Here is a 24,493-nt window from a genome sequence, read left to right on the forward strand (position 1 = left end):
GCAAGCCGGCTCCCACAGGGATCGAAGCGCTGCAAAATCCTGTGGGAGCCGGCGTGCCGGCGATAAGGCCCGAACACCCCCTACAAGACCCAAAGAGGACTGCATGATGACCGGCTCATGGCGTGTTCTGCTCGCACTCTCCCTGTTCGCCGCCAGCACCTGCTACTGGCCGCTGAAACCGCCCCTGCAAGCCCAGCCGCAAGTCCAGGCAGAGACCGAACCCACCACGCCCTGGGGTGCCAACTACTTCCCCAACACCCCGCTAGTGACCCAGGACGGCCAGAAAGTGCGCTTCTTCGACGACCTGATCAAGGACAAGGTGGTCGCCATCAATTTCATCTTCACCGGCTGCTCCGACTCCTGCCCGGTGGAAACCGCACGCCTGCGCCAGGTGCAGAAGATCCTCGGCGACCGGGTGGGCAAGGACATCTTCTTCTACTCGATCAGCATCGACCCCTACAACGACACCCCAGCCACCCTCAAGCGCTACGCCGAGAAGTTCGGCATCGGCCCCGGCTGGACGCTGCTCACTGGCGAGCCCGATGACATCGAACAACTGCGTCGGCGCCTGGGCCTCTACATAGAAGGCCTGGAAAACGGCCGCTCGAAAGACCACAACCTGAGCCTGATCATCGGCAACCAGAGCACCGGCCGCTGGATGAAAGCCTCGCCGTTCGAGAGTCCCTATATCCTCGCCGACCGCCTGGGCAACAGCCTGCACAACTGGAAGCAGGCCACCGCCTCGGCCAACGACTACGCCAGTGCCCCGCAAATCCGCCCGCCCAGCAGCGGCGAGCAGATCTTCCGCACCCGCTGCTCGTCCTGCCATACGGTGGGCAACAACGAGCCCGGACAACCCGGCATCGGCCCCGACCTACTAGGGGTGACCGCCCAACGCGACCCCCACTGGCTGGCCCGCTGGCTCAAGGAGCCTGACCAGATGCTGGCAGAGAAAGACCCGTTGGCCACCCTGCTCTACGAGCAATACAACCGCCTGGCCATGCCCAACATGCGCCTGGGCGATGCCGAGGTGACCGCGCTGATCAGTTACCTTGAAGAGGAAACGGCGCGACTACGGGCGCCCCTGGCAGATCGCGGCAACCCTTGAGCGTCAGTCGATCAACGACCCGCGCCCAGCTCGATCCACACCGGCGCGTGGTCGCTGGCCTTGGGCTCGTTGCGCACCCAGGCATCGACGCCCGCCCGCTTCAGGTAAGGCGCAAGATCGGGGTTGAGCAGCAAGTGGTCGATGCGCAAGCCGGCATTGCGCGCCCAGTGATCGCGAAAGTAGTCCCAGAAGGTATACACACGCTCGTCCGGATGCAGATGGCGTATGGCATCGACCCAGCCCTGCGCCAGTAGTCGCTGGTAACACCCGCGCGACTCGGGCTGCAGCAACGCGTCCTTCAACCAGGAGCGTGGGTTGTAGATGTCCAGGTCGGTGGGCACCACATTGAAGTCCCCTGCCAGCACCGTCGGGTGGCCACTGCCATGGAGGCTGCGCGCATGCTCGATCAGGCATTCGAACCAGCGCAGCTTGTAGTCGAACTTCGGTCCCGGTTGCGGGTTGCCGTTGGGCAGGTACAGGCAGGCCACCAGCACCCCGTGCACCGCTGCTTCCAGGTAGCGGCTCTGGTTGTCGTCTTCCAGGCCGGGCAGACCCCGGCGCACCTCCAGCGGCTCGCTGCCACGCGCCAGGATCGCCACCCCGTTCCACGACGGCTGCCCCTGGTAGAGGCAGCCGTACCCCGCCGCTTCCAGTTCCTGGCGAGGGAACTGTTGGTCAGGCGCCTTGAGCTCCTGCAGACAAGCAATGTCGGGCTGCTCCCGGTCCAGCCAGGCCAGCAGCGCCGGCAGGCGGCTGCGAATGCCGTTGAGGTTGAAGGTGGCGATCTTCAGCGCTTTCATGGATTGGTTCGCTCACTGGAGATATCTGATCGAGCCCTTTGCATGTGTGAGCCCTGCCCTGACGCAACGTTCAATCGCTGTGCGGTTAGTCGATATGGACGATCCGGATCCGGCTCACCTTGATTATCGTCGTATACCCGTGGGCTGCTGCCCGTCTACCGATGATGACCATGACTGGAGAGCCTATGAAGGTGCTGGTAAGTGTCAAACGCGTGGTCGACTACAACGTGAAAGTCCGCGTCAAGGCGGACCATTCCGGCGTCGACCTGGCAAACGTCAAGATGTCCTTGAACCCCTTCTGCGAAATCGCCGTGGAAGAAGCCGTGCGCCTGAAAGAGAACGGTGTGGCCAGCGAGATCGTCGTCGTTTCTGTCGGCCCGGCCACTGTGCAAGAGCAGCTGCGTACCGCACTGGCGCTGGGGGCTGATCGTGCCATTCTGGTCGAAGCCGCCGATGAGCTGAATTCCTTGGCCGTGGCCAAGGCGCTCAAGGCTGTTGTCGACAAAGAGCAGCCGCAGTTGGTCATCCTCGGCAAGCAGGCCATCGACAGTGACAACAACCAGACCGGCCAGATGCTGGCCGCGCTGACCGGCTACGCCCAAGGCACCTCCACCCCCAAGCCCTGTCAGCGGAGTGAAACGGGTTAGCGCGGGCCACCGCTCTCACGCAGGAACGCATGCATGCTCTGCGCGTCGCTCACCTCGAGCTTGCCGGGCGCATCCACGACGATGCGCTTGACCAGCAGGTCGTCGGCGAACAGGGCATATCGCTGGGAACGTTTGCCCATGCCGCGGGCCGAGGCGTCCTGGGCCAGCCCCAGGGCGTCGGTCAGCTCGGCGTTACCGTCCGATATCATGCTGACCGCACCTTGCTCGGCAAATGTCTTGCCCCAGGCGTGCATGACGAAGGCATCGTTCACCGCCACGCAGATGATTTCATCGACACCGGCATCCGACAGCGCCTGCGCCGATGCCAGATAGCCCGGCACATGACGCTCCGAGCAGGTCGGCGTGAAGGCCCCGGGCAGGCCGAAGATGACCACCTTTTTACCTGCACAGCGCTCGCGCAGCGAAAACGCCTGCGGGCCCAGCGGGCAACTGCCTTGGCCGTCGCTGTATTCATAGAGGGTTACGTCGGGCAACAGCTCGCCGGTCTCGATCATTGCGGTCTCCTTGAAGTCGGGTCTGTAGGTACGCTCACGGGATAGTACAACGTCTCTGGTGTTCCGCACGTTACGTTGCGTGTCGCTGCCTGATGGCTATTCCACATACCATTGGTAACACTCCCCGATGATTGACGCCGGCTCCCACAGGATTCGCGTCAGCGTCTAGAAGTTGAGCAAGACGGTCGTGCGTCCTGGTGGCGTTGTTCAGCTACTCGTTGATCCACCGCTTCCAGAAAGTCCTGTCGTTGGCCTCCATCGTGGTGTTCGGTGGCGCGTTCATGTCGACCGTGACCGTCATTGAGCCCTATGCGGCGCTCAAGGTCACCCCGCGCGTGCGGGCCGGCTTCATGCTGGTGATCTGCGCCGCAGCCACCGACCTGTGCACCCTGGCCCAAGACGCCTGACACCCGCACCGGCCAAGGGCTGAAGGCATTGTCCAGGCCCACGCTCGCCGCGCCCTGCGAGCGTGGGCCTCAGGTGACGAAGGCCAACGCGCCAGCTAGACTCGGAAGCTGAACATGACTTAACCACTTCGTTTGCCTGAAAGTTTCGGCGGTCAACTTAGGCAACCGGTCTTTGGGAAACCGGCAGGAACCTATGACTGTGCAACCTCAGGTCAACTTGACCAACTGTGACCGCGAACCCATCCAGATTCCCGGCAGCATCCAGCCGCATGGCTGCCTGCTGGCCTGCAACGCATCCGCCAGTGTCGTCCTGCGCCACTCGTTGAACGCCCCGGCCATGCTCGGCGTTACCGCCGAGCTCAACGGGCAGCGGCTCGAAGCGATCCTCGGCGCCGAAGCCGCGCATACCCTGCGCAACGCCCTGGCACGGGTCAAAGAGGCATCGCGCCCGGCACTGTCGTTCGGCGTGCTGATCGCCTCGGGGCAGGCGTTCGATGTGTCCGCGCACCTGTTCAAGGGCACGGTCATTCTCGAATTCGAACCTTCCGGCGTCAGCATCGCCGAGCCTGTGGAGCTGGTGCGCACGGTGATCGCCCAGCTGCGCGACATCGAGCGCTCCGACAAGCTGATCGTCGACACCGCCCGGCGCGTGCGCGCGCTGCTCGGCTACGACCGGGTGATGATCTACCAGCTCGGTGCCGACGGCGCCGGCAAGGTGGTGGCCGAGGCCAAGCGCGGCGGCCTTGAGAGTTTCCTCGGGCAATACTTCCCAGCCTCGGACATCCCGCAGCAAGCCCGTGCGCTGTACCTGCGCAACCCGGTGCGGATCATTTCCGATGCCAACTTCAAGAGCGTGCCCATCGAGCCGGTGCTGGATTTGTCTGGCGAGCCGCTGGACCTGTCGTACGCTCACCTGCGCAGCGTGTCGCCGATTCACTGCGAGTACCTGAGCAACATGGGGGTCGGTGCTTCCATGTCCATTTCGGTGATTGTCGACGGCGCCCTGTGGGGCCTGATTGCCTGCCACCATTACGCACCGCGCAGCTTGGCCATGGGCCAACGGGTGGCAGCGGAAATGTTCGGCGAGTTCTTTTCCCTGCACCTGCAGACCCTGCGCGCCAAGCACACCCTGGAAGCCGCCGAACAGGCGCGACAGGTGCTGGACAACCTGCTGCTCGACGCGCACCGCACGGATGACCTTGAAGCGCTGCTGCGTTCGCGCTTGTCGGTGTTCAAGGCCCTGATCACTTGCGATGGCATCGGCATGGCGCTGCAAGGCCGCTGGTCCGCGGACGGACTGACCCCGCCCAAGGCGGCGATTCCCGGCCTGCTGAGCTTCGCCGAGGGGATCGCCGAGGGACGCACCTGGGCGTCGAACTGCCTGTCGATGGCCCACCCGCCGGCCGAGGACTATGCCGTCGACGTCTCCGGCGTACTGATCGTGCCGATGTCGCAGCACCCCAGGGACTACCTGATGCTGTTTCGCAAGGAGGTGGTGGAAACCCTGGACTGGGCAGGCGACCCCAACAAAACCTACGAAAGCGGCCCGCTGGGCGAGCGCCTCACCCCGCGCAAGAGCTTCGCGGTGTGGAAGCAGACCGTGCACCAGCACGCCTTGCCGTGGAGCGAGCAGGACCGCCAGTTTGGCGAAGCGATCCGCGCCGCGATCGTCGAAGTCGCCCTGCACAACAGCGAACTGCTGGCCGACGAACGCTCCAAGGCCGACGTGCGCCAGCGCATGCTCAACGAAGAACTCAACCACCGGGTGAAGAACATTCTGTCGCTGATCGGTGCGCTGGTGGCCCACCCCACCTCGGAAAACCAGACCCTCAACGACTACGTAGCCACCCTCAAAGGCCGTATCCAGGCACTGTCCCTGGCCCATGACCAGGTCGTGCGCGGTGACGGTGGCGGGCGTTTCGCCGCGCTGCTGGAAGCCGAGCTGTCGCCCTACCGGACCTCGGCCGATGCCCTGGAACTGCGCGGTCCCGCCCTGCTCCTCGATGCCCGCGCCTTTTCGGTGCTGGCTCTGGTGCTGCACGAGCTGGCCACCAATGCGGCCAAGTACGGCGCGCTGTCGCAGGTCGGTGGCACGCTGTCGGTCACCTGGACCGTGGATGCCGGCGGCGCCTGCGAGATCATCTGGTGCGAACGCGGCGGCCCCACCGTGCGTCCGCCGACCCGCACGGGGTTTGGCTCGGTGCTGATCGAGCGCAGCATTCCGTTCGACCTTGGCGGCAGCAGTAACCTTGAATACCGGCCAGAAGGCCTGTATGGCGTGTTCAGGATCCCGGCCAAGCACCTGACCCTGGTCGATGACTCCAGCCACGACAGCCCATCGGCCCCAGCGCCTGTGGTGCTGCCAGACTGCGCAGCCCTGGTCGATGCCTGCGTGCTGATCCTCGAGGACCAACTGGTGATTGCCGTCGGCCTCGAGCAGATCCTTGCCGATGCGCAGGTCCAGGACGTCATCACCGCCAGCTCCGAAGCCGAGGCGCTCAAGCTCCTGGCTACGCAAAGGCCGGATGTGGCGGTACTGGACATCAACCTCGGCAGCGGTACCTCCATTGCCGTCGCCGAAGCGCTCACCCGTCTTGGCATTCCGTTCCTGTTCGCCACCGGCTACGGCGACAGCGTCAGCATTCCGACCCACCTGAAGCAGGCGCCCGTGGTGCGCAAGCCCTATGACGCGGCGTCGATTCTGTCGAACCTGGAGATCCTGCTGGGCTAGGCAGTCCCTATGGGAGCCGGCTTGCCGGCGATCACCGGCGAAGCCGGTGCCATGCACCACGGCGCCTGCATCGCCGGCAAGCCGGCTCCCACAGGAATTGCGTCAACTTTTAGACATTGAGCAAGGCAGTTGCTCCCACAGCTACAGCGCAGCATGCGAAACCGGGCTCCCCCCAAAGGGTGATTTCGAGCGCCCCTGGAGTGTGGGAGCATTCCCCAGCCCCACCCCTGACCCTGTCCCTGATCGAACTCCCAAGACCAGTAGCGAGCCCGCTCGCCTACTGCGGCGTCCTGCATTCCATTTCAGGAGTTAGCAATGCATACAACAACAAATACAGACTCTGCCCCTGCCCACCATCCTGCGTCGCAACCTGCCGCTTCCGGCCGTTTCAGAAAGTCCATGAGCATGACCGCGCTGGTGTTGTTCGGCCTCGCCTACATGGTGCCCCTTGCAGTCTTCACTACCTACGGGCTGGTCACCCAGATGACCAAGGGCCACCTGCCCACTGCCTACATGCTGACCCTCGCCGCGATGCTCCTGACCGCCTACAGCTATGGCCGCATGGTCCAGGCCCACCCCTACTCCGGCTCCGTCTACACCTATACCCGCAAGGCCTTTGGCAGTCACTTCGGCTTTATCGCCGGCTGGACCCTGCTGCTCGACTACATCTTCCTGCCGCTGCTCAGCTACCTGCTGATCGGCATCTACATGTCCGAATACTTCCCGGCGATACACGCCTGGGTGTGGGTACTGGGCTCGATCGCCCTGGTCACCTTCCTCAACCTGATCGGCATCGAATCGATTACCCGGGTCAACTGGATCCTGGTGGTCGCTCAGCTGGTGTTCATCGTCGTGTTCGTGGCGTTGTCGGTGCGCAACCAGGGCGAACAGGCGGCGCCGGTGTCGTTGCTGGCGCCGTTCCACCACGAGGGCTTCAGCGTGCCGCTGGTCATGGCCGGCGCGGCCGTCTTGTGCCTGTCGTTCCTGGGCTTCGATGCGGTGTCGACCATGGCCGAAGAAACCAGTAATCCGACCAAGCGCATTCCCCAGGCAATCATGGCGGTGTCGGTGATCGGTGGCCTGCTGTTCCTGCTGGTGTCGTACTTCGCCCAGCAGGTGTTCCCCGACTGGGCCAGCTTCGCCGACCCGGACTCGGCCTCGGTGGACGTGATGCGTCGGGTCGGCGGCGAGCTGCTGGTGACCGGCTTTACCGCCACCTACGTGGCCGGCTGCTTCGCCTCGGCCATGGTGTCCCAGGCCAGCGTTTCGCGGGTGCTGTTCGCCATGGGGCGCGACGGTGCGCTGCCACGGGTGTTTGGCCGTCTGGTCACGAAAAAGCGCGTGCCGGCCACGGCGATCATGCTGGTCAGCACGATGTCGTTGGTCGCCCTGTTCATCACCCTGGACACGGTCGCCAACATGATCAGCTTTGGCGCGCTGTTCGCGTTTTCTGCGGTCAACCTGGCGGTGGTCAAGCATTACCTGCTCGACCAGAAGCTGAGCGGCCCACGCAACTACCTGTTGTTCGGCGCCATACCGGCGCTCGGTTTCCTCAGCACGCTGTGGCTGTGGACCAGCCTGTCGAGCATGTCGTTCACCATCGGCCTGTGCTGGCTGGGCGTCGGTTTCCTCTGCCTGCTCGGGTTGACCCGGGCGTTCCGGGTGAGCCTGCCCGAACTGCAAATGGCGGATTGATCCGCTAGCCGCATCAATCGATGCGAACAATGCAATTCTCTAATCAATGACCCTGTCGCACCATTCCCGCCAATAAGAACCGTGCGCCGTTCCCAGCGGCGCACGTCACAAAAGCGGTATGGAGTACAGGCAATGACAGCAACAACCGCCTCCGGGCACTCCCGCGCCGGCGCGATCTTCCGGGTCACGTCGGGCAACTTCCTCGAGCAGTTCGACTTTTTCCTCTTCGGTTTCTACGCCACGCAGATCGCGGCTGTGTTCTTCCCTGCCAGCAGTGAATTCGCCTCCTTGATGATGACCTTCGCCGTGTTCGGGGCCGGCTTCCTCATGCGCCCCCTGGGTGCCGTGGTGCTCGGCGCCTATATCGACGAAGTGGGCAGGCGCAAAGGGCTGATCGTCACCCTGTCGATCATGGCCAGCGGCACGATCCTGATCGTGCTGGTGCCCGGCTACGAATCCATCGGCCTGCTCGCGCCCGCCCTGGTGCTGGTCGGGCGCCTGCTGCAAGGCTTCTCGGCGGGTGCCGAACTGGGCGGTGTGTCGGTGTACCTGGCCGAGATCGCCACGCCCGGCAACAAAGGCTTCTTCACCAGTTGGCAGTCTGCCAGCCAGCAAGTGGCGATCATCGTCGCGGCGGCCCTGGGCTATGCCCTGAACCAATGGATGGCACCGGCGATGATCGCCGATTGGGGCTGGCGCATCCCCTTCTTCGTCGGCTGCCTGATCGTGCCGTTCATCTTCCTGCTGCGCCGTAACCTGGAGGAGTCCGAGGAATACGCCGCACGCAAGCACCGCCCAGCCCGGGCCGAGGTGCTGCGCACCCTGCTGCAGCACTGGGCCACGGTGCTCGCCGGCATGCTCATGGTGGCGCTGACTACCACGGCGTTCTACCTGATCACCGTGTACGCGCCAACGTTCGGCAAGACGGTGTTGCACCTGAGCACCGCCGATGCCTTGCTGGTGACGTTGCTGGTAGGCGTGTCGAACTTCATCTGGCTGCCGCTCGGTGGCGCGCTGTCCGATCGTATCGGGCGCCGCCCGGTGCTGGTCGCCATGACCCTGCTGACCCTGGCCAGCGCGTATCCTGCGCTGACTTTCCTGGTCAATGCGCCAAGCTTCCTGCACATGCTGGTGGTGCTGTTGTGGCTGTCGTTCCTTTATGGCCTGTACAACGGTGCGATGATCCCCGCGCTGGCCGAAATCATGCCGCTCGAGGTGCGGGTGGCGGGCTTCTCCCTGGCCTATAGCCTGGCCACGGCCGTGTTCGGCGGTTTCACCCCGGCCATTTCGACCTTCCTGATCCAGTACACCGCCGACAAGGCCGCCCCCGGCTACTGGATGAGCTTCGCCGCACTCTGCGCCCTGGGCGCGACGCTGTTTCTCTACCGCCGTTCGCGCGGTCAACTGCAACCGGCACTGTCTTGAGGGCGCTCGATCATGCGTAAAGTACTGCACGCCTTTGCCCTGCTCGCCTGTGCAAGCCTGGGCAGCGTCGCCCACGCCGAGCAGCTGCGGGTGATGACCTCCGGTGGCTTCACCGCCGCCTACCAGATACTCGGCCCGAAATTCGCCGCAGCCACCGGCAACACCCTCGATACCGCCCTGGGGCCGTCGATGGGGCAGGCGCCCGAGGCGATCCCCAATCGCCTGGCCCGTGGCGAGAAGGCCGACGTGGTGATCATGGTCGGCTACGCGCTTGATGAGCTGATCCGCCAAGGCAAGGTCGACCCGGCGTCACGGGTGGAACTGGCCGATTCGCGGATCGGCATGGTGGTGCGTGCCGGCGCGCCGAAACCCGATATCAGCAGTGTGGAGGGGCTGAAGAAAACCCTGCTGGGCGCCCGGTCGGTGGCCTATTCGGACAGTGCAAGCGGCGTGTATGTGCACAAGCAGCTGTTCAAACGGCTGGGCATCGAGCAGCAACTTGCACCCAAGGCCAGCATGATCGCGAAGCTCCCGGTGGCCTCGGTGGTCGCCAAAGGCGATTACCAGGTCGGCTTGCAGCAGGTCAGCGAGCTGTTGCCGGTGCCGGGCGCAAGCTTCGTCGGCAAGCTGCCGGAGGCGGTGCAATCGGTCACGCGCTTTGCCGCAGGCATTCCTACCCATGCCGAACACCCGCGCCAGGCCAAGGCACTGCTCGCCTACCTGGCCGCGCCCGCTGCCCAGCAGACCGTGCAGGCCACCGGGCTGGATTCGGTCAGCCGCTGACCTCGACCTTCATGTCCACCACCAGGCGCTCCAGCGCCAACGCTGCCGGGGTCAGGGTTCGACCCCGGCGTTTGATCAGGCCGACACTGCGCATGACCTTTGGCTCGGTCAGGGCGACCCGGGTCAGGATCGGGTGATCACCCGCCGGCATCGCCATCGACGGCACCGCAGCCACCCCCAGCCCCGCCTCCACCAGGCCGATCATGGTGGTGACGTGGCGGGTTTCGCAGATGCTTTGACGCTGCGGCACGATGCCGCTCAACGCCTGGTCGAGCAGGAAGCGATTGCCGGAGGTCTTGCCCAGCGAAATGTAGGACTGCTGGTAGAACTCGTCCCAGGTGACACTGCTGCGCGCCGCCAGCGGGTGATCTCGCCGGCACGCCAGCACATAGCTCTCCTGCACCAGCGGTTCGAACTCCACATCGGCCTCCAGCGTGCCCATGAAGCTCAGGCCGAAATCCGCCTCGCCATCGACCACCGCGCCCAGCACCTCGTGGGCGCTGGCGTCCAGCACCTTGACCTTGATCCGTGGAAACTGCTGGTGGTAATGCGCGATGACCCGGGGCATGAAGTAATACGCCGCCGACGGTACGCAGGCCACCGTGACCTGGCCGAGCCGCGTCGAGGCCACTTCGCTGATGCCCAGCAGGGCGTTGTCCAGGTCGTCGAGCAAGCGCTCGACGCTGGGCATGAAGCCCCGCCCGGCCTGGGTCAGGCTGACCTTGCGGGTGGTGCGCTCGAACAGCCGCACGCCCAAGGCATCCTCCAGCTTGTCGATGCGCCGACTAAGCGCCGGCTGCGAGATACGCACCGCCTCCGCCGCCTTGCGGAAGCTGCCTTGCTCGACCACTGCGCGAAAGGCTTGCAAGTCGTTGAGGTCGAAATTGATGGCCATGGCGCGCACTCGGGAACTGCGAATTGATGCAACCATTTTATGAGTACCGGCAATTAATGCAAAATATTACAGAGCCCGACGATGTCGTCTATCATCGCGCGTTGAACGTTTCAGCCAGTTTCAGTAAGGATCCCGATGTCTGTTCAGGAATTACCCCCGCTCGCCATCAGCAAAGGCGAAGTGGGCAAGATGGAAGCTTCCATGGCCTTGGGCAGCTTTGCCATTGGCACCGGCGAGTTCGCGATCATGGGGCTGATGCCCGATATCGCCGGCAACCTGCAGTTGAGCGAGCCGCAAGTGGGACATGCCATCAGCGCCTACGCCCTGGGCGTGGTGGTCGGTGCACCGGCGCTGGCGATACTCGGTGCCAAGCTTCTGCGTAAACACCTGCTGTTGCTGCTGATGGCCCTCTACGCCATCGGCAACCTGGCCACGGCCTTCGCCCCTTCCTTCGCCGGCCTGGTGGCCTTCCGCTTCGTCAGCGGCCTGCCCCACGGTGCGTATTTCGGCATCGCTGCCGTGGTGGCTTCGAGCATGGTGCCGAGCAACCAGCGTGCAGGCGCCGTGGCGCGGGTGATGATGGGCCTGACCCTGGCGATGCTGCTGGGCAACCCGATCGCGACCTTCCTCGGGCAATTCTTTGGCTGGCGCTCGGCGTTCGTGCTGGTCGGGGTGATCGCCCTGTGCACCATCGCCCTGGTCTGGCGCTATGTACCGCAACCCCGCAACGAGGCGCGCAGCGACCCGCGCAAGGAGCTGCAAGCCTTCCGCCTGCCCCAGGTGTGGATGGCGCTGGGCATCGCTGCCATTGGCTTTGCCGGCATGTTCTGCGTGTTCAGCTACCTGGCACCGACCATGCTGCAGGTGACGCACGTGTCGCCGCAGTGGATTCCCTTTGGCCTGGCGGCGTTCGGGGTCGGCGGCATCATCGGCAACATTGCCGGGGGCAAGCTGTTCGACCGCCTGCAGTTCCGCGCCGTGGGCCTGGTGCTGGTGTGGTCGACGGCGGTGCTGCTGTTCTTCACCTTCGCGGCGCATGCACTGTGGAGCCTGCTGCTGGGGATCGGCCTGGTGGGGACCATGATTGCCCTGGCGGCGCCGCTGCAGATTCGCCTGATGGATATCGCCCATGAGGCACCGAGCCTGGCGGCGGCTTCCAACCATGCGGCGTTCAATTTGGCCAATGCGCTGGGGCCCTGGTTTGGGGGCATGGCGATCAGTGCCGGGTTGGGGTGGACCAGTACCGGTTATATCGGCGCGGGTGCGGCGTTGGTGGGGTTGGGGATTTACCTGGTGGCGCGGCGGATGAAAGGCGGGGATTGACCTAGGGCTCAAGGACCTTCGCTGTAACTGTGGGTGCTGGCTTGCCGGCGATAGGGCCCCAGTCGGTTTTTGTCTGTACTGGCCTCGTCGCCGGCAAGCCGGCTCCCACAGGGATCGAGGGGGGACTTGTCAGTAGCCGGTCATTTCCAGGTAGCCTTTGCCACCAGCACTGCCCGTCACTCGCACGGGGCCTTCCCAGTACGCAAACCGCGTGTTCATCCAGGCCTTCGGCTCGAACGCCTCGACCTGCACATCCACCTGCTCCGAGGTCACCTGCACCCGCCAGCGCGTTGGCACCGACTTGCCATTGTCCTGCCGCGCCCACGCCAGCGGGGTCAGCTCGATCTCCTTGCCCTGCAACGCCCGCGACCGCCCCTGGGCATCGACCCAGGTGCCGGCCCGGTAAGGCAGGCCCTGATCTTCACGCACCTGGAACAACATCAGCTTCGCCCCGCTTTCCAGATGCAGCGAGAACCAGTCCCAACCCCGCTGCCCGGCCGCCAGGGGCTGGCTGCTCCACTCCCGGTCCAGCCAGGCCTGGCCCGTCACGGCAATGCATAGCCCGGCGCGCTCGACCTCGCCGGTTACCTGATAGAACGGCTGGCTGTAGTAGTACGACGCCTGGCCCTTGCCGGACTTCTCGCTGTAGCCCTGCAGGCCATGCAGCACCACAGGTTTGTCGGTGGCCAGGTTCAGGTCGTAGCGAAAGCCCGGCCCGCCCGCGCGCATGCGCAAGCGCTCGATACCGGGCTCACCTTGCAGTGACCAATCATCGATCCACGCCTGAAATGGCTCGGCGACCACGCCGGCCTGCCCCACCCCACCCCGGGCCAGCGCTTCACCGACCTGGTGGCCACCGGGCCCGGTCAATGCGGCGTGGCCCATCCACAGGTTCGGGCTGTTCCAGTCGCGGGTCTCCGGCCCCGGGCGCAGCGCCGAGCGGAACAGGGTCCATTGCGCACCCCAGGCGCGGCCCTGAACATCCTCAAGGTTGGCGGTGATGTACCACCATTCGATGCGATAGCCGTCATGGGCGCCGTGGTCGCGGGGGAATTCCAGTGCCACGCCGGGCGTGACCTGCCTGAACGCCCCGGCTTCGTTGCCGAGCCCGGCAAAGCCCTTGGGCGCAGGTTCCGGCGCATCGCAGCCGGCCAGCAACAGGCCGGCCAGCAGCAGCCAGGCTTCAGGCTTCATCGGCGAACCGCCGCAACAGCACACCGGGTTGGCTGCGCGCCAGCTGCCACAGCGGCCAGGCACAGGCCAGCAGGCTGGTCAGCACACCCAGTGCCCCCAGTTGCAGCAGCTGGCCGGGAAACACCTGCCACGGCAAGCGCCAGCCAAATGCCTGGACGTTCACCACCGCCACCAGGCACCAGGCCAACAGCAGGCCCAGGGGAATCGCCAGGAGCACGGTGAAGCCACAGAGCATCAGTGCCTGGCCCAGGCACAGCCAGCCCAGCCAGCGACGCGGCACGCCCAGTGCCCACAAGGGCGCCAGTTGCCCCAACCGGCGCTGGCCGAGGGTCAGCTGGCTGATGAACAAGGCCACGCCGGCCACGCCCAGGGTCAGGCTGTTCAGGGCCGCGGTGACGGCGAAGGTGCGGTTGAAAATCGCTGTCGACCAGGCCTTCAGGCGGGCCTGCTCGACCAGCTGGTCGTCATCCAGGGCAAAGCGTTGCTGCAACTGCTGCTGGAGCGCGGCCACCTGGCCGGGCTGTACCAGCAGGCTCAGGCCGGACAGGTTGGCGGCCGGTGCATGGGCACGGAGCCAGTCGGCGTTGACCAGCACATGCCCCTTGGGGTTGCCGTAGTCGGCATGAATGCCGACCACGGTCATGGCCTGCGGCGGCTCGCCGGGCAGTGTCACGCGGTCGCCCGGCGCCAACCCCAGGCGCCGGGCCAGTTGCTCGCTGAGCATGACGCCCCGGCCCGCTGCCAGTTGCGCCCAGGCATCCGCGTTTTGTGCCAGCAACGGCCAGTGGCTGCGGTAGAACGGATGATCGACCACCCCTTGCACCTGCACCGGCCAGTGCTGCAGGCGCCACTCCACCCGCCAGCTCGGCAGCACGGCGTTGACGGCCGGCTCGCGCGGCAACTGGGCATACAGCTGCTGTGCCTGCGCGCTGTCGCGAGGCGTGACATACAGGTCGGCCGCCAGGCGCAGGTCAAGCCAACCGATGAAGGTGCGGCGAAACCCTTCGGTCATCCCGCCCACTCCGACACTGGCAGCCAACGCCAGCAGCAGCGCCATCAACGCAAGGCTCAGGGCCGGCAGCTGTTGCCGGCTGTCGGCGAAGAACCACTGGGCCAACGGCCGCCGCGCGTAGCGGGCAAGGCCGCCGAGCAGCAGCGCCAGCAGCCCTGGCAGCAACAGCGCCGCTGCCAGCAGCAACGCCGCCAGCAGGCCGAACGCGCTGGGCAGGCTGTTGCCCAGGTAGCCACAGCCCAGGGCCAGCAGTAGCAGCACAGCAGCGGCCAGGGCCTGACGCCGCAGCCAGGGCACCTGGGCCAAGCGCCAGGCCTGCGGTTGGGCCAGCCCCAACAACGGCAGGCGCGCGGCGCGCAGCAGGCTGTCGAAGCCAGCCAGCAACGCCCCCAGCAGGCTGACGGCCATCCCCGCCAGCCACCACTGCCACGGCAAGTGCAGCTGCCCGGCCACCTCGGCACCGTACAGCCCCCGCAGGCTGGAGGCGAAGTCGGGCAGTAACGCGGCGGCGATCAGGTAGCCGGCAAGCACGCCCACCAGGCCTCCCAGTAGCGCGAACAACCCCAACTCCAGCGCCAGGGCCGCGAGCAGGGTGCGCAGGCTGACGCCACAGGCCCGCAGGGTACGCATCAAACTGCGGCGCTGCTCCAATGCCAGGCCAATGGCCGCGTGGGCGATGAACAAACCGACCACGAAGGCCAGCAGGCCCAGCGCGGTGAGGTTGAGGTGAAAACTTTCGGTCAGGCGCTGCAGGTCGGTGTCGTCACTGGCGGGCTGCAGCTTGAGGTCGGCCGCAAGCGCCGCTGGTAAGGGCTGGTCGCTGTTGCTGATCAACCGCGACAGCTGTCCCGGGGCCTTGAGCAAGGTCTGGGCCTGGCCGATATCGACCACCACCACACCCGGCGCGAGGTGGGCGCTCAGGGCCAGGGGTGGCAGGTTCTGGCCTTCCACTGTGCGGATCTGCTCCCCTACCTTGCGGCCCAGTTGGCGCAACGTGTCCGGGCCGATCCAGGTTTGCCCGGGCGCGACGACGAACGCCTGCAGGTCAAAACCTTGCGGGTCGGCGCCGGCAACCGCCATGCCCGGCAACAGGCTGAGCGGCTCGATGCCCACCAGCCTGACCGTCAGCGAGGGTTCGCCTGCCAGCTGTAAACGCCCCTCCAGCACCGGTGTCACCTGCCAGCCTTGCCTGCGCAATTGCACATACAACGCCTGGTCGAAGCGCTGTCCCTTGCGCGCAATCAGCTGCGGGTACGCCGGCCCGGCCAGCACCGCGCGGGCCTGGGCGTAGTCGCTGCGGGCCTGGCTGTTGAGCGCCTGTACCCCAGCCCACAATGCCGTGGCCAGGCAGATGCCGGTGAAGATGCCGATGCCCTGCAGGCGGTGGCGCCGCCAATGGCTGCACAGCGCCTGCAAGGCCAGCCCGAGGCTGCTCATGCGGCTTGCACCCGGCCCTGGTGCAACACGCAGCGCTGCTGCAGGCGTGCGGCCAACCGTTGGCTATGGGTGACCATCAACAAGGTGCTGGCGGCTTCGTTCACCAGTTGCAGCAGCAGGGCCAGCACCTCGTCGCCGTTGTGTTCATCGAGACTGCCGGTAGGCTCGTCGGCGAGCAGCAGCGCGGGCCGGCCGGCCAGTGCCCGGCCGATTGCAAGGCGCTGCTGCTGGCCGCCGGAGAGTTGCTCCGGGTAGCGCTGCAGCAAGGGCGTCAGACCCAGCCTTGCGGCCAGGTGCGCCACCCAGGCCGGGTCGTGGCGGTTTGCCAGGCGCGCCTGGAAGGACAGGTTGGCGGCTACGTCCAGGCTGCTGATCAGGTTGTATTGCTGGAACACCAGGCCGATTCCCTCGCGTCGCCAGCGGGCCAGGGCGGATTCGTCGCGGGGGTTCAGGGGGTGACCGTCAATCAGGATGCGGCCACTGTCGGCGCGGTCGAGGCCGGCCAGCAGGTGCAGCAAGGTGCTCTTGCCGCTGCCGGATTCGCCCATCAGGGCCAGGCTGCTGCCGCGCGGGAGGGACAGGTCGACACCGCGCAGGACGTGCAGGGTGCCTTGGGCGGTGGTGAACGACTTGTGGAGTTGTTCGACGGCCAGCATGGGTGGGGCCTTTTTTGCTGGGGTGCTGGGTAGAGTATGGCGCTGAGGCAGTAGTCCAGGTACACCACTGCCTTCGAAAGCTGTGATTCTTCCCTGTGGGAGCAACTGTCTTGCTCAATTTCTAGAAGTTGACGCGATTCCTGTGGGAGCCGGCTTGCCGGCGATAGGGCCCGAACAGACTGTCCGCGTTTGCCTGCTCCGGCCTCATCGCCGGCAAGCCGGCGCCCACAGGGATCGTGGACTTCCCTACCCCACCAAGGCTTGCTGCACCTCTCCCACCGCCGCAGCCAAGCTGTTCAAATGCAAACTCAACACCCGCTCCACCGGCGCCTGGTCCAGCGGCCAATGCAGCGCAATACTTCCCGCCAACCGTCCCTGGGCCCGCACCGGCAAGGCAATCGCCCGAATCAGGAACGGCAACCGCACCGGATACTCCCAAAACCCTTCGGTCCGCTGCCCGAACCCCTTGTGCGCATCCGCCTCGATATCGCGCAACAACGCCTCGTCCCCCACCCGCTCATGCGCCGCCAGCCGCTGCACCTCATCCGTGGCCAGCTCCTTCAGACACGCCCGCCCCATGGCCGAATGAAACAGGCTGGCATGGTGCCCGACGATCTGGCAGTTGTTCGGGTAGCGCTTGCGCAGCACCTGGGGAATCGCGCTCTCCATCACCTCCAACCGCTCGCCGTCGAAACAGGACAAATCAGCCACCAGGCCCGTGCGTTCGCTCAGCTCCAGCAACAGCGGCGCAGCACGCTCCACCAGTTGGCGCTTGAAGCGCTGCTGGCGGTCGCCGAACAGCCGACGGGCGCACAGGCGGTAGCGCCGGTCGCTCAAGCCGCGGTAGACCCAGCCCTGTTCCTGCAAGGTGGCGAGCATGCGCGACACCGTGGCCTTGGGCAGGGCTGTCAGGTAATGCAGCTCTTCCAGCCCCAGTGCCTGATGCTCGCCCAGCAGTTCGACGATGGCCAGCGCCCGCTCCACCGAGCGCACGCCACCGCCGTCGGTTGCCGTACTGATTTGAGTGCCCATGGGGTTGACCTCCCTGTCTGTGCGTGGATGGTCATCATGCCCAGCAAGATACGGGCCTGGCCAGGGCCTTCAGCGTGCTTGCAGGCAGCTCGGCGGGCAGCGCGACACCCACCGGGTCAGCTGTTCATGGGCAAAGGCCAGCTGCAGCACGGCCTGGTCGGCCTGGGCCGGGCCGATGATCTGCAGGCCCATCGGCAGCCCGGCAGCATTGAAGCCCACCGGCACGCTCATGCTCGGCAAACCGGCCAGGGTCGGGCCAATCACCACCTCCATCCAGCGGTGGTAAGTGTCCATCGCCCGCCCGCCAACCACCTGCGGCCATGGCAGCACTGCGTTGAAAGGAAACACTTGCGCCGCCGGCAACAGCAGGAAATCGTAACGCTCGAACAATCTGTTCAGCGCCTGGTACCAGGCACTGCGGTCCAGCGAGGCCTGGTACAGGTCCTGCGCGCTCAGGCGCAGGCCGCCTTCCACTTCCCACTGCGCTTCCGGCTTGAGCAAGGCTCGCTTGGCGGGGTCGGCATAGGCCGCGCCGAGGTTGCCGTGCACCAGGAAGTGGCGATGGGTCAGCCAGCACTGCCACAGGCGCGCCAGGTCGAAGCCTGGCTGGCAGGCCTCGACCTCGCAGCCCAGCTCGGCGAAATCGGCCAGCGCCGTTTCACACAGCGCCATGACCCCTTCTTCCATCGGCAGGTAGCCGTCATAGTCGCCCAGCCAGCCAACCCGCACGCCCTTGAAGCTGCGCGCCAATCCAGCGGCGAAATCGACCGGGCCTGCGTTGATCGACAACGGCACGCGCGGATCATGCCCGGCCTGCACCGACAGCAACCGCGCCACGTCCTGCACGCTGCGCCCCATCGGCCCCTCGGTGGCCAGCTGCTGGACGAACAGCTCCGGCGTCGGCCCGAACGGCACCCGTCCCTGTGAGGGGCGCAGGCCGTACACGTTGTTGAACGCCGCCGGGTTGCGCAGCGAGCCCATCATGTCGCTGCCATCGGCCACCGGCAGCAGGCGCATGGCCAGCGCCGCCGCCGCGCCCCCGCTGCTGCCGCCGGCCACGCGAGCGTGGTCATAGGCGTTGGTGGTGGTGCCGAACAGCGTGTTGTAGCTCTGCGAACCGAGGCCGAACTCCGGCACATTGCTCTTGCCGACGATGATCGCCCCGCTCGCCCGCATCCGCGCCACGCTGATCGCATCCTCAGCCGGCACCTGCTCGGCGAACAACGGCGAACCCAGCGTGGTACGCAGCCCCGCGGTGGCCGCCAGGTCCTTGATCGCCTGGGGCATGCCATGCATCCAGCCGCGCGACCGGCCACGCGCCAGTTCGCGGTCGCGCTCGTCGGCCTCGGCCAGCACGGCCCCGGCATCGCGCAACGACACCAGCGCATTGACCTGCGGGTTGAACCGCTCGATGTGCGCCAGGTAGGCCTGCATCACTTCACGGCAGGAATACTGACGGGCATGGATCGCCTGGGACAGCGCCTCGGCGTCGAGGCTGACGATCGGGTCGATGGCTAACGCGTTCACGGTTTCACTCCAAGGTTGTAGGCAACGGATTTGCCGGCACGCGGCGCCTCTTTCAGGCAGTAGGTGCCGAGCAGGGTCAGCAGGCAGGCGAACAGCACGTAGAACGACGGCGCCACCGGGGTGCCGAGCACCTTGCTCAGCCAGGTGACGATCAGCGGCGCAAACCCCCCGAACACCATCACCGCCACGTTGTAGGCCACCGACACGCCGGTGGAGCGCACCTCGACCGGGAACTGCTCGGCCAGCGCGGTCGGCGCCGGGCCGAAGAAGCCGCCGATGGCCGTGCACAGCAGCAGCTGCATCACCAGCAGGCGCTCGATGGAAGGCGCCGCCGCCACCCACACATACAGCGGGTAGACCATCACGAAGAACGCCAGGGTAAAGGCCATCAGCACCGGCCGCCGGCCGAGGCGGTCCGACAGCGCGCCGGCCAGCGGAATGACCACGGTCATCAGGCCCACGGCGAGCATCTGCACCAGCAGCACCTGGTCCAGCGGCAGGCCGAGGTTCTTGTGGGCGAAGGTCGGCATGTTCACCAGCACCACGTAGAACGACACCGTTGCGCCACAGGCCAGGCCCATCGACACCAGCAGGCTGCGCCGATGCTCACGCAGCACCTGCAACAGCCCCGGCGCCTCGCCCTTGGCCTGCTTGCGCGCTTCGAGAAACTCCTCTGGCTCCTCCATGTGCTTGCGAATCCACAGCCCCACCGGCCCGATCAGCAAGCCGAGCACGAACGGAATCCGCCAGCCCCAGCTGTCCAGCGCCTCGGGCGTGCACAGGTGGGTCACCAGCGCGACCATCGCCGCCCCGGAGAACACCGCCAGGCACTGCCCCACCAACTGCCACGAGCCATACAGCCCCTTGCGGTTGGCCGGCGCACTCTCCACCAGGAACGCCGTGGCACTGGCGTACTCGCCACCCGTGGCGAAGCCCTGCAGCATGCGCGCCACCACGATCAGCAGCGGCGCGCCCATGCCGATGGCCAGGTAGCTGGGGGCGAAGGCGATCATCGCGATGGACACCGTCATCAGCCGGATGATCAGCTGCATCGCCGCCTTGCGCCCCTTGCGGTCGGAATAGATACCCAGCAGCACGCCACCCACCGGGCGCATGAAAAAGCCCACGCCGAAGGTGGCCAGGGCCATCAGCAACGAGGCGTATTCGTCGTCGGAGGGGAAGAACTGGCGGGCGATGATGCTCGCCAGAAAGCCGTACACGATAAAGTCATACCACTCCAGCGCATTGCCGATGACCGCCGCGACCACTTGCCGGGTACGCGACGCGCCTGTATTGGAAATCTGCATGCGGAACACTCCATCTTCAGTTGGCCAGCAACGTTCAAGTGATCGCCCAGGCGCGCTCGCGCCCAGGTTCCAGCGGCAGTCGTCAATACAGGCAGGTCAGGCGGGCTTGAGCCAGCTCTCCGCCAGCGCGCCCCAGTAGGCGGCGCCGGTCAGCAGGATGTCGTCGTTGAAGTCATAGGCGGGGTTGTGCACCATCGGCCGCTGCACGCCGTTGCCGATGAACAGGTACGCGCCCGGGCAGCGCTGCAGCATCCAGGCGAAGTCCTCGCTGCCCATCAGCTTGCGGGTGTTGCCATCGACCGCCTCGGCGCCGAGCAGCTCGACCCCGACCTGGGTGGCGAAAGCGTTTTCCGCAGCATGGTTGACCAGCACCGGGTACGCCGGGCGGTGCTCGATGGTGCTGGTGCAGCCAAAGCTTTCGGCCTGCTGGGTGATGATCGCCCGCACCCGCTCCAGGGTCTGCGCCCGCACCTTGGCATCCAGCGCACGCAGGCTCAGGCGCAGCAGCGCCTGCTGCGGAATGACGTTGGCCGCCTCCCCCGCCTGCAGCGCCCCGACCGTCACCACCGCCGCTTCCTGGGCATCGATATTGCGCGCCACCACCGTTTGCAGCGCCATCACCACACTGGCCGCCGCCACCAGCGGGTCGACTGTCAGGTGCGGCATCGAGCCATGCCCGCCAACGCCGTCAATGGTCACCGTGAGCAAGTCCTGCGACGCCATCATCGGCCCCTCGCGAAAGCCCAGGTGCCCTGCCGGCAACCCCGGCATGTTGTGCATGCCGAACAGCGCATCGCAGGGGAAGCGCTCCAGCAAGCCATCGGCCAGCATCGCCTCCGCCCCGCCCTGGCCCTCCTCGGCCGGCTGGAAGATCAGCGTCAGCGTGCCATCGAACTGCCGCGTCGCCGCCAGGTAGCGCGCCGCGCCCAGCAGCATGGTGGTGTGCCCGTCGTGGCCGCAGGCGTGCATGCAGCCCTGGTGGCGGCTGCTGTATTCGGCGCCGGTGGCCTCGATGATCGGCAGTGCGTCCATGTCGGCGCGCAGGCCCAGCTTGCGGGGGCTGCTGCCATTGCGCAGCACACCGACCACGCCGGTCTTGCCGATGCCAGTGTGCACTTCATAGCCCCACTGCTCCAGCAAGGACGCGACCAAGGCCGAGGTGCGGCTTTCTTCGAAACCAAGTTCGGGGTGGGCATGGATATCGTGGCGGATGGCGTGCAGGTCGCTGGCCACGTCATTGAGCCAGGCCAGGATGTGCTGATGCTGCGACATGGGGAATCTCCTCGCGCGGGTGGGGCCCGTTTCTTGTTTTTCGCTTGAGATCACGACGGGGAAGGCAGGTCGTGGCTGGCGACAGATAAGCGCGAGTGAGGGTGGGTGCACAATTGAATGTGGTTCCACGCAGTGGAACTGGTTGCCTATCAAAGAGCATCCCGGCTCTTGTAGGAGCGGATTTATCCGCGATCACGGGCAAAGCCCGTGCATGCCCAAGCCCCTAGAACTCCACCTTGCCCCGCCCCGCCTTGACCGTGCTGCGCCTGGCTTTTCCTTCAAGACGGCGGGTCTTCGAGCCGAGGGTCGGCTTGGTAGGACGGCGTTTCTTCTCGGTCTTGCCGGCAGTGATGATCAACTCGGCAAGACGCGCCAGTGCGTCAGCACGGTTCTGCTCCTGGGTGCGGTACTGTTGGGCCTTGATGATCAACACGCCGTCGGCGGTGATGCGACTGTCACGCAGCGCCAGCAGCCGCTCCTTGTAAAACTCGGGCAGCACTGAGGCGGGAATGTCGAAGCGCAGGTGCACGGCGCTGGACACCTTGTTGACATTCTGCCCACCTGCGCCTTGCGCGCGGATGTAGGTCAGTTCGATGTCGGCATCTGGCAGATGCACGGTATTGGAGATGGTCAGCATGGCATGGCCCTTGGGATTGCTCTTCATTATCACAGCCTTCGCCGTTTGCTCACAGGACGAATTACGTTTGACCTCAAGCACACGGATCGAGATGCCCTACTTCGCCATTGCCAATACTGCGGCCTAGAGCGTGATCAGCGGGCTCGTCAGGCCCCTTTTTTCAGAGCGCCAGATGAGGCCCGGGTTGCACGTACCGCGGTTGGGTCGATCTTCCAGGTTTGTAGTTCTATCAAGCCTTGCTCATTCAGTCTCAGGTGCAAGCGTTTGCCCTCGGCGTAGCTGAAGCTGCGAACGGTATCGCTGTTGCGGTTGATCACCGCATTGAGGTGTCCCACTCGATGGCCATCAGCCCCAGCAGACTGAAGCCAATTTAATTGGGACTATCTCGTAGCCTGTCAAATTATGCTTACTAGGCTCTGTACGAAAAGAGATGTCGCAAACACCGCATGGAACAAGTCAGCGAGACCATGGCGGCATAGCTTTTCGCGAGCTTGTCGAAGCGTGTCACGATGCGGCGGTTCTCTTTCAGCCAGCCAAACATGCGCTCGATGATGTTGCGCTGTCGGTACTTGGGCCGATCAAACAGCCTGGGTAAGCCAGGCTTGGGTTTGCGCTTCATCGAGCGCATCGGGATGACGGGCTGCATTCGATATTGGTCGCAATAGCGGCGTAGCGCTTCGGCGTCGTAGCCCTTGTCAGCAAGCAACCATTTGCAGCGTTTACGCGGGCGGCCAGGTTGGCTTGATGGAATGCTGACGTCGTCCAGCAATGGCTGGGCATAGCTGATGTCACTGGCTTGACCGCCAGAGAGGAGGAAGCGCAACGGTGTCCCGTTGGCATCGCAGAGCATGTGGATTTTGGTTGTCAGGCCACCGCGACTGCGACCTAAAGCGTGATCGGCAGGCTCGTCAGGCCCCCTTTTTTCCGAGCGCCAGATGAGGCTCGGGTTGCGCGTACAGCGGTTGAGTCGATCATCCAGGTTTGCAGATCGATCAAGCCTTGCTCATTCAATCTCAGGTGCAAGCGTTTGAGCATCTGATCGAATGTCCCCTGATTTCGCCAGCCGCGAAACCGTTGATACACCGTTGACCAAGGGCCGAAGCGCTCCGGCATATCTCGCCACGCAGCGCCCGAGCAGAGCACCCAGAGCACGCCATCGAGCATCAGGCGGTCGCTTAGACGCGGTCGCCCCCGACCATGAGTTTCGATGAAGAGATCAGAGACCACATCCCAGGCCTCGTCCGAGAGTTCGTAACGTTTTGCCATCACAGAATTCCTTTCCGTAGATGGTCGGGAACCCTACAGAACTTCAGCTTCCGAAGGGCGCCAATTGGGTTTCTCGGGATTTCGTACAGAGCCTAGCCTAACGAAGTTTTTCGTCACTTGGGCGGTGACAAAAAACATCATCACTCCGACGACAAAATCAGATTAGGGCTTAGGCATAGCTGGTTGCCCACTAAGTAACTGGGAAACCCTTTGGCCTTTCTAAAGCCGGGTATATGAATTTTTTTTGCTCATCCCAATTAATGCCAGTTTCATAGAAAAACTTCAACCTATGCTTGAGCTTATCTGGCTCACCCAAAACGCCACACATTTCATGCGACTGTATAACATCCAAATCGGATTCGATAGACAAATTTGACTTAACTACCCGCCCACCCACACTTGAATAACCCTCACTTAATTCAATGAGATTAGCGGTATATGTGTCCTCAGCAACCCACTCAAACGACAGCATTTTCTTCGTGATAGGGCGGCAATTCGCTACTACCTCGTCTTTCCCAAGGACTCTTACAAATAATGGCTTTAGCCGTTTCTCTGCTACAAAAATGCAAAATAATAGCTCAGCCTCATTAAGATTTCGGCCGCCCCAATCATCATCAGAGTTAAAAACATTAAAGAACTCCATTAAACCATTAACTCTCATCTGAGCCAATGTAAACAGAGAGTCTTCCAGCTTTATAACCAGTACAGAATTCTCAACCCACTTCACACTTTTCAACATCCAGAAGCTCCTGTTTTCATCGTTTCAACTGTGCTGGCCTTAGCTCTATATTCGTCTGCAGCTGCAAGATACGTTGCCGCATTGG

At 64.7% G+C, this 24,493-nt stretch carries 19 protein-coding genes and 3 pseudogenes; 8 read left to right on the top strand and 14 right to left on the bottom strand.

From position 1 onward, the window contains the following. Positions 1-106: 106 nt before the first annotated feature. The gene (locus ACIPZB_RS07525) at positions 107-1,108 is read left to right on the top strand and encodes an SCO family protein (protein WP_400639614.1); all 1,002 of its coding nucleotides are present in this window, start codon (positions 107-109) and stop codon (positions 1,106-1,108) included. An 11-nt stretch (positions 1,109-1,119) separates the two neighbouring features. Here ACIPZB_RS07525 and xth read toward each other — a convergent pair whose 3' ends face one another. After that, positions 1,120-1,908, bottom strand: a complete 789-nt coding sequence (gene xth / locus ACIPZB_RS07530; RefSeq protein WP_400639615.1) for an exodeoxyribonuclease III — start codon at positions 1,906-1,908, stop codon at positions 1,120-1,122. Between the two features lie 185 nt (positions 1,909-2,093). Between xth and ACIPZB_RS07535 the strand changes: the two are divergent. Further along, positions 2,094-2,528, top strand: a pseudogene (locus ACIPZB_RS07535) (electron transfer flavoprotein subunit beta/FixA family protein); the annotation flags it as partial. Positions 2,529-2,551: 23 nt separating this feature from the next. Here ACIPZB_RS07535 and ACIPZB_RS07540 read toward each other — a convergent pair. Beyond that, the gene (locus ACIPZB_RS07540) at positions 2,552-3,070 is read right to left on the bottom strand and encodes a peroxiredoxin (protein WP_400639616.1); all 519 of its coding nucleotides are present in this window, start codon (positions 3,068-3,070) and stop codon (positions 2,552-2,554) included. A 254-nt stretch (positions 3,071-3,324) separates the two neighbouring features. Here ACIPZB_RS07540 and ACIPZB_RS07545 point away from each other — a divergent pair. The 5 genes and pseudogenes from ACIPZB_RS07545 to ACIPZB_RS07565 form a co-directional block, all read left to right on the top strand. Continuing rightward, a pseudogene (locus tag ACIPZB_RS07545) lies at positions 3,325-3,471 on the top strand (cytosine permease); the annotation flags it as partial. Between the two features lie 199 nt (positions 3,472-3,670). After that, complete coding sequence (locus ACIPZB_RS07550; RefSeq protein WP_400639617.1) at positions 3,671-6,208, top strand: HWE histidine kinase domain-containing protein; 2,538 nt, start codon at positions 3,671-3,673, stop codon at positions 6,206-6,208. 315 nt (positions 6,209-6,523) lie between these two features. Then, complete coding sequence (locus ACIPZB_RS07555) at positions 6,524-7,903, top strand: APC family permease (RefSeq protein WP_400639618.1); 1,380 nt, start codon at positions 6,524-6,526, stop codon at positions 7,901-7,903. Positions 7,904-8,035: 132 nt separating this feature from the next. Then, positions 8,036-9,328 carry an MFS transporter gene (locus ACIPZB_RS07560; RefSeq protein ID WP_400639619.1) on the top strand — a complete coding sequence of 431 codons (1,293 nt, stop codon included), beginning with the start codon at positions 8,036-8,038 and terminating at the stop codon, positions 9,326-9,328. 12 nt (positions 9,329-9,340) lie between these two features. Beyond that, on the top strand, positions 9,341-10,111 hold the full coding sequence (locus tag ACIPZB_RS07565; RefSeq protein WP_400639621.1) for a substrate-binding domain-containing protein: 771 nt from the start codon (positions 9,341-9,343) through the stop codon (positions 10,109-10,111). On the opposite strand, the gene ACIPZB_RS07570 is transcribed toward ACIPZB_RS07565, so the two are convergent. Beyond that, on the bottom strand, positions 10,101-11,006 hold the full coding sequence (locus ACIPZB_RS07570) for a LysR family transcriptional regulator (protein ID WP_400639623.1): 906 nt from the start codon (positions 11,004-11,006) through the stop codon (positions 10,101-10,103). The two genes, ACIPZB_RS07565 and ACIPZB_RS07570, sit on opposite strands and share 11 nt — an antisense overlap. A 135-nt stretch (positions 11,007-11,141) precedes the next feature. Between ACIPZB_RS07570 and ACIPZB_RS07575 the strand changes: the two genes are divergently transcribed. Then, the gene (locus ACIPZB_RS07575) at positions 11,142-12,329 is read left to right on the top strand and encodes an MFS transporter (RefSeq protein ID WP_400639624.1); all 1,188 of its coding nucleotides are present in this window, start codon (positions 11,142-11,144) and stop codon (positions 12,327-12,329) included. A gap of 129 nt (positions 12,330-12,458) precedes the next feature. Here ACIPZB_RS07575 and ACIPZB_RS07580 read toward each other — a convergent pair whose 3' ends face one another. The 11 genes and pseudogenes from ACIPZB_RS07580 to ACIPZB_RS07630 all read right to left on the bottom strand — a co-directional run bounded on the left by ACIPZB_RS07580 (position 12,459) and on the right by ACIPZB_RS07630 (position 24,408). Further along, entirely contained in the window at positions 12,459-13,523 is a 1,065-nt protein-coding gene (locus ACIPZB_RS07580; RefSeq protein WP_400639625.1) for a lipocalin-like domain-containing protein, read from the bottom strand. After that, complete coding sequence (locus tag ACIPZB_RS07585) at positions 13,513-15,972, bottom strand: FtsX-like permease family protein (protein WP_400639626.1); 2,460 nt, start codon at positions 15,970-15,972, stop codon at positions 13,513-13,515. The genes ACIPZB_RS07580 and ACIPZB_RS07585 overlap by 11 nt, the downstream gene beginning before the upstream one ends. Next, positions 15,969-16,628, bottom strand: a complete 660-nt coding sequence (locus tag ACIPZB_RS07590; protein WP_400639627.1) for an ABC transporter ATP-binding protein — start codon at positions 16,626-16,628, stop codon at positions 15,969-15,971. Before ACIPZB_RS07590 ends, ACIPZB_RS07585 begins: the two co-directional genes overlap by 4 nt. Before the next feature lie 246 nt (positions 16,629-16,874). Next, entirely contained in the window at positions 16,875-17,660 is a 786-nt protein-coding gene (locus ACIPZB_RS07595) for an IclR family transcriptional regulator (RefSeq protein WP_400639628.1), read from the bottom strand. Positions 17,661-17,729: 69 nt separating this feature from the next. After that, positions 17,730-19,187: an amidase gene (locus ACIPZB_RS07600; protein WP_400639629.1), complete on the bottom strand. Its 1,458-nt coding sequence runs from the start codon at positions 19,185-19,187 to the stop codon at positions 17,730-17,732. Beyond that, positions 19,184-20,494, bottom strand: coding sequence for a citrate-proton symporter (locus tag ACIPZB_RS07605; RefSeq protein WP_400639630.1), 1,311 nt, complete (start codon positions 20,492-20,494; stop codon positions 19,184-19,186). The genes ACIPZB_RS07600 and ACIPZB_RS07605 overlap by 4 nt, the downstream gene beginning before the upstream one ends. A gap of 96 nt (positions 20,495-20,590) precedes the next feature. Next, complete coding sequence (locus tag ACIPZB_RS07610; protein WP_400639631.1) at positions 20,591-21,766, bottom strand: M20 aminoacylase family protein; 1,176 nt, start codon at positions 21,764-21,766, stop codon at positions 20,591-20,593. A 223-nt stretch (positions 21,767-21,989) separates the two neighbouring features. Continuing rightward, complete coding sequence (arfB, locus tag ACIPZB_RS07615) at positions 21,990-22,403, bottom strand: alternative ribosome rescue aminoacyl-tRNA hydrolase ArfB (protein WP_400639766.1); 414 nt, start codon at positions 22,401-22,403, stop codon at positions 21,990-21,992. Between the two features lie 109 nt (positions 22,404-22,512). After that, a pseudogene (locus ACIPZB_RS07620) lies at positions 22,513-22,669 on the bottom strand (IS5/IS1182 family transposase); the annotation flags it as partial. A gap of 143 nt (positions 22,670-22,812) precedes the next feature. Further along, a protein-coding gene (locus tag ACIPZB_RS07625) for an IS5 family transposase (protein ID WP_400639632.1) occupies positions 22,813-23,669 on the bottom strand; the annotation gives its coding sequence in 2 pieces (ribosomal slippage) (positions 22,813-23,328 and positions 23,331-23,669; 855 coding nt in all). A gap of 190 nt (positions 23,670-23,859) precedes the next feature. Further along, a complete protein-coding gene (locus ACIPZB_RS07630) occupies positions 23,860-24,408 on the bottom strand; it encodes a hypothetical protein (RefSeq protein WP_400639633.1) in 549 nt (182 codons plus the stop codon). Between the last annotated feature and the right edge of the window lie 85 nt (positions 24,409-24,493).

Origin of the sequence: Pseudomonas sp. NPDC089396, from assembly GCF_044749545.1 — a bacterium.
Taxonomy (GTDB): domain Bacteria; phylum Pseudomonadota; class Gammaproteobacteria; order Pseudomonadales; family Pseudomonadaceae; genus Aquipseudomonas.

Excerpts from the sequence above, each read along its gene's own strand:
- ACIPZB_RS07525 (WP_400639614.1), top strand. The coding sequence starts at position 107 with ATGACCGGCTCATGGCGTGTTCTGCTCGCACTCTCCCTGTTCGCCGCC.
- xth (WP_400639615.1), bottom strand. The coding sequence starts at position 1,908 with ATGAAAGCGCTGAAGATCGCCACCTTCAACCTCAACGGCATTCGCAGC.
- ACIPZB_RS07540 (WP_400639616.1), bottom strand. The coding sequence starts at position 3,070 with ATGATCGAGACCGGCGAGCTGTTGCCCGACGTAACCCTCTATGAATAC.
- ACIPZB_RS07550 (WP_400639617.1), top strand. The coding sequence starts at position 3,671 with ATGACTGTGCAACCTCAGGTCAACTTGACCAACTGTGACCGCGAACCC.
- ACIPZB_RS07555 (WP_400639618.1), top strand. The coding sequence starts at position 6,524 with ATGCATACAACAACAAATACAGACTCTGCCCCTGCCCACCATCCTGCG.
- ACIPZB_RS07560 (WP_400639619.1), top strand. The coding sequence starts at position 8,036 with ATGACAGCAACAACCGCCTCCGGGCACTCCCGCGCCGGCGCGATCTTC.
- ACIPZB_RS07565 (WP_400639621.1), top strand. The coding sequence starts at position 9,341 with ATGCGTAAAGTACTGCACGCCTTTGCCCTGCTCGCCTGTGCAAGCCTG.
- ACIPZB_RS07570 (WP_400639623.1), bottom strand. The coding sequence starts at position 11,006 with ATGGCCATCAATTTCGACCTCAACGACTTGCAAGCCTTTCGCGCAGTG.
- ACIPZB_RS07575 (WP_400639624.1), top strand. The coding sequence starts at position 11,142 with ATGTCTGTTCAGGAATTACCCCCGCTCGCCATCAGCAAAGGCGAAGTG.
- ACIPZB_RS07580 (WP_400639625.1), bottom strand. The coding sequence starts at position 13,523 with ATGAAGCCTGAAGCCTGGCTGCTGCTGGCCGGCCTGTTGCTGGCCGGC.
- ACIPZB_RS07585 (WP_400639626.1), bottom strand. The coding sequence starts at position 15,972 with ATGAGCAGCCTCGGGCTGGCCTTGCAGGCGCTGTGCAGCCATTGGCGG.
- ACIPZB_RS07590 (WP_400639627.1), bottom strand. The coding sequence starts at position 16,628 with ATGCTGGCCGTCGAACAACTCCACAAGTCGTTCACCACCGCCCAAGGC.
- ACIPZB_RS07595 (WP_400639628.1), bottom strand. The coding sequence starts at position 17,660 with ATGGGCACTCAAATCAGTACGGCAACCGACGGCGGTGGCGTGCGCTCG.
- ACIPZB_RS07605 (WP_400639630.1), bottom strand. The coding sequence starts at position 20,494 with ATGCAGATTTCCAATACAGGCGCGTCGCGTACCCGGCAAGTGGTCGCG.
- ACIPZB_RS07610 (WP_400639631.1), bottom strand. The coding sequence starts at position 21,766 with ATGTCGCAGCATCAGCACATCCTGGCCTGGCTCAATGACGTGGCCAGC.
- arfB (WP_400639766.1), bottom strand. The coding sequence starts at position 22,403 with ATGCTGACCATCTCCAATACCGTGCATCTGCCAGATGCCGACATCGAA.
- ACIPZB_RS07630 (WP_400639633.1), bottom strand. The coding sequence starts at position 24,408 with ATGTTGAAAAGTGTGAAGTGGGTTGAGAATTCTGTACTGGTTATAAAG.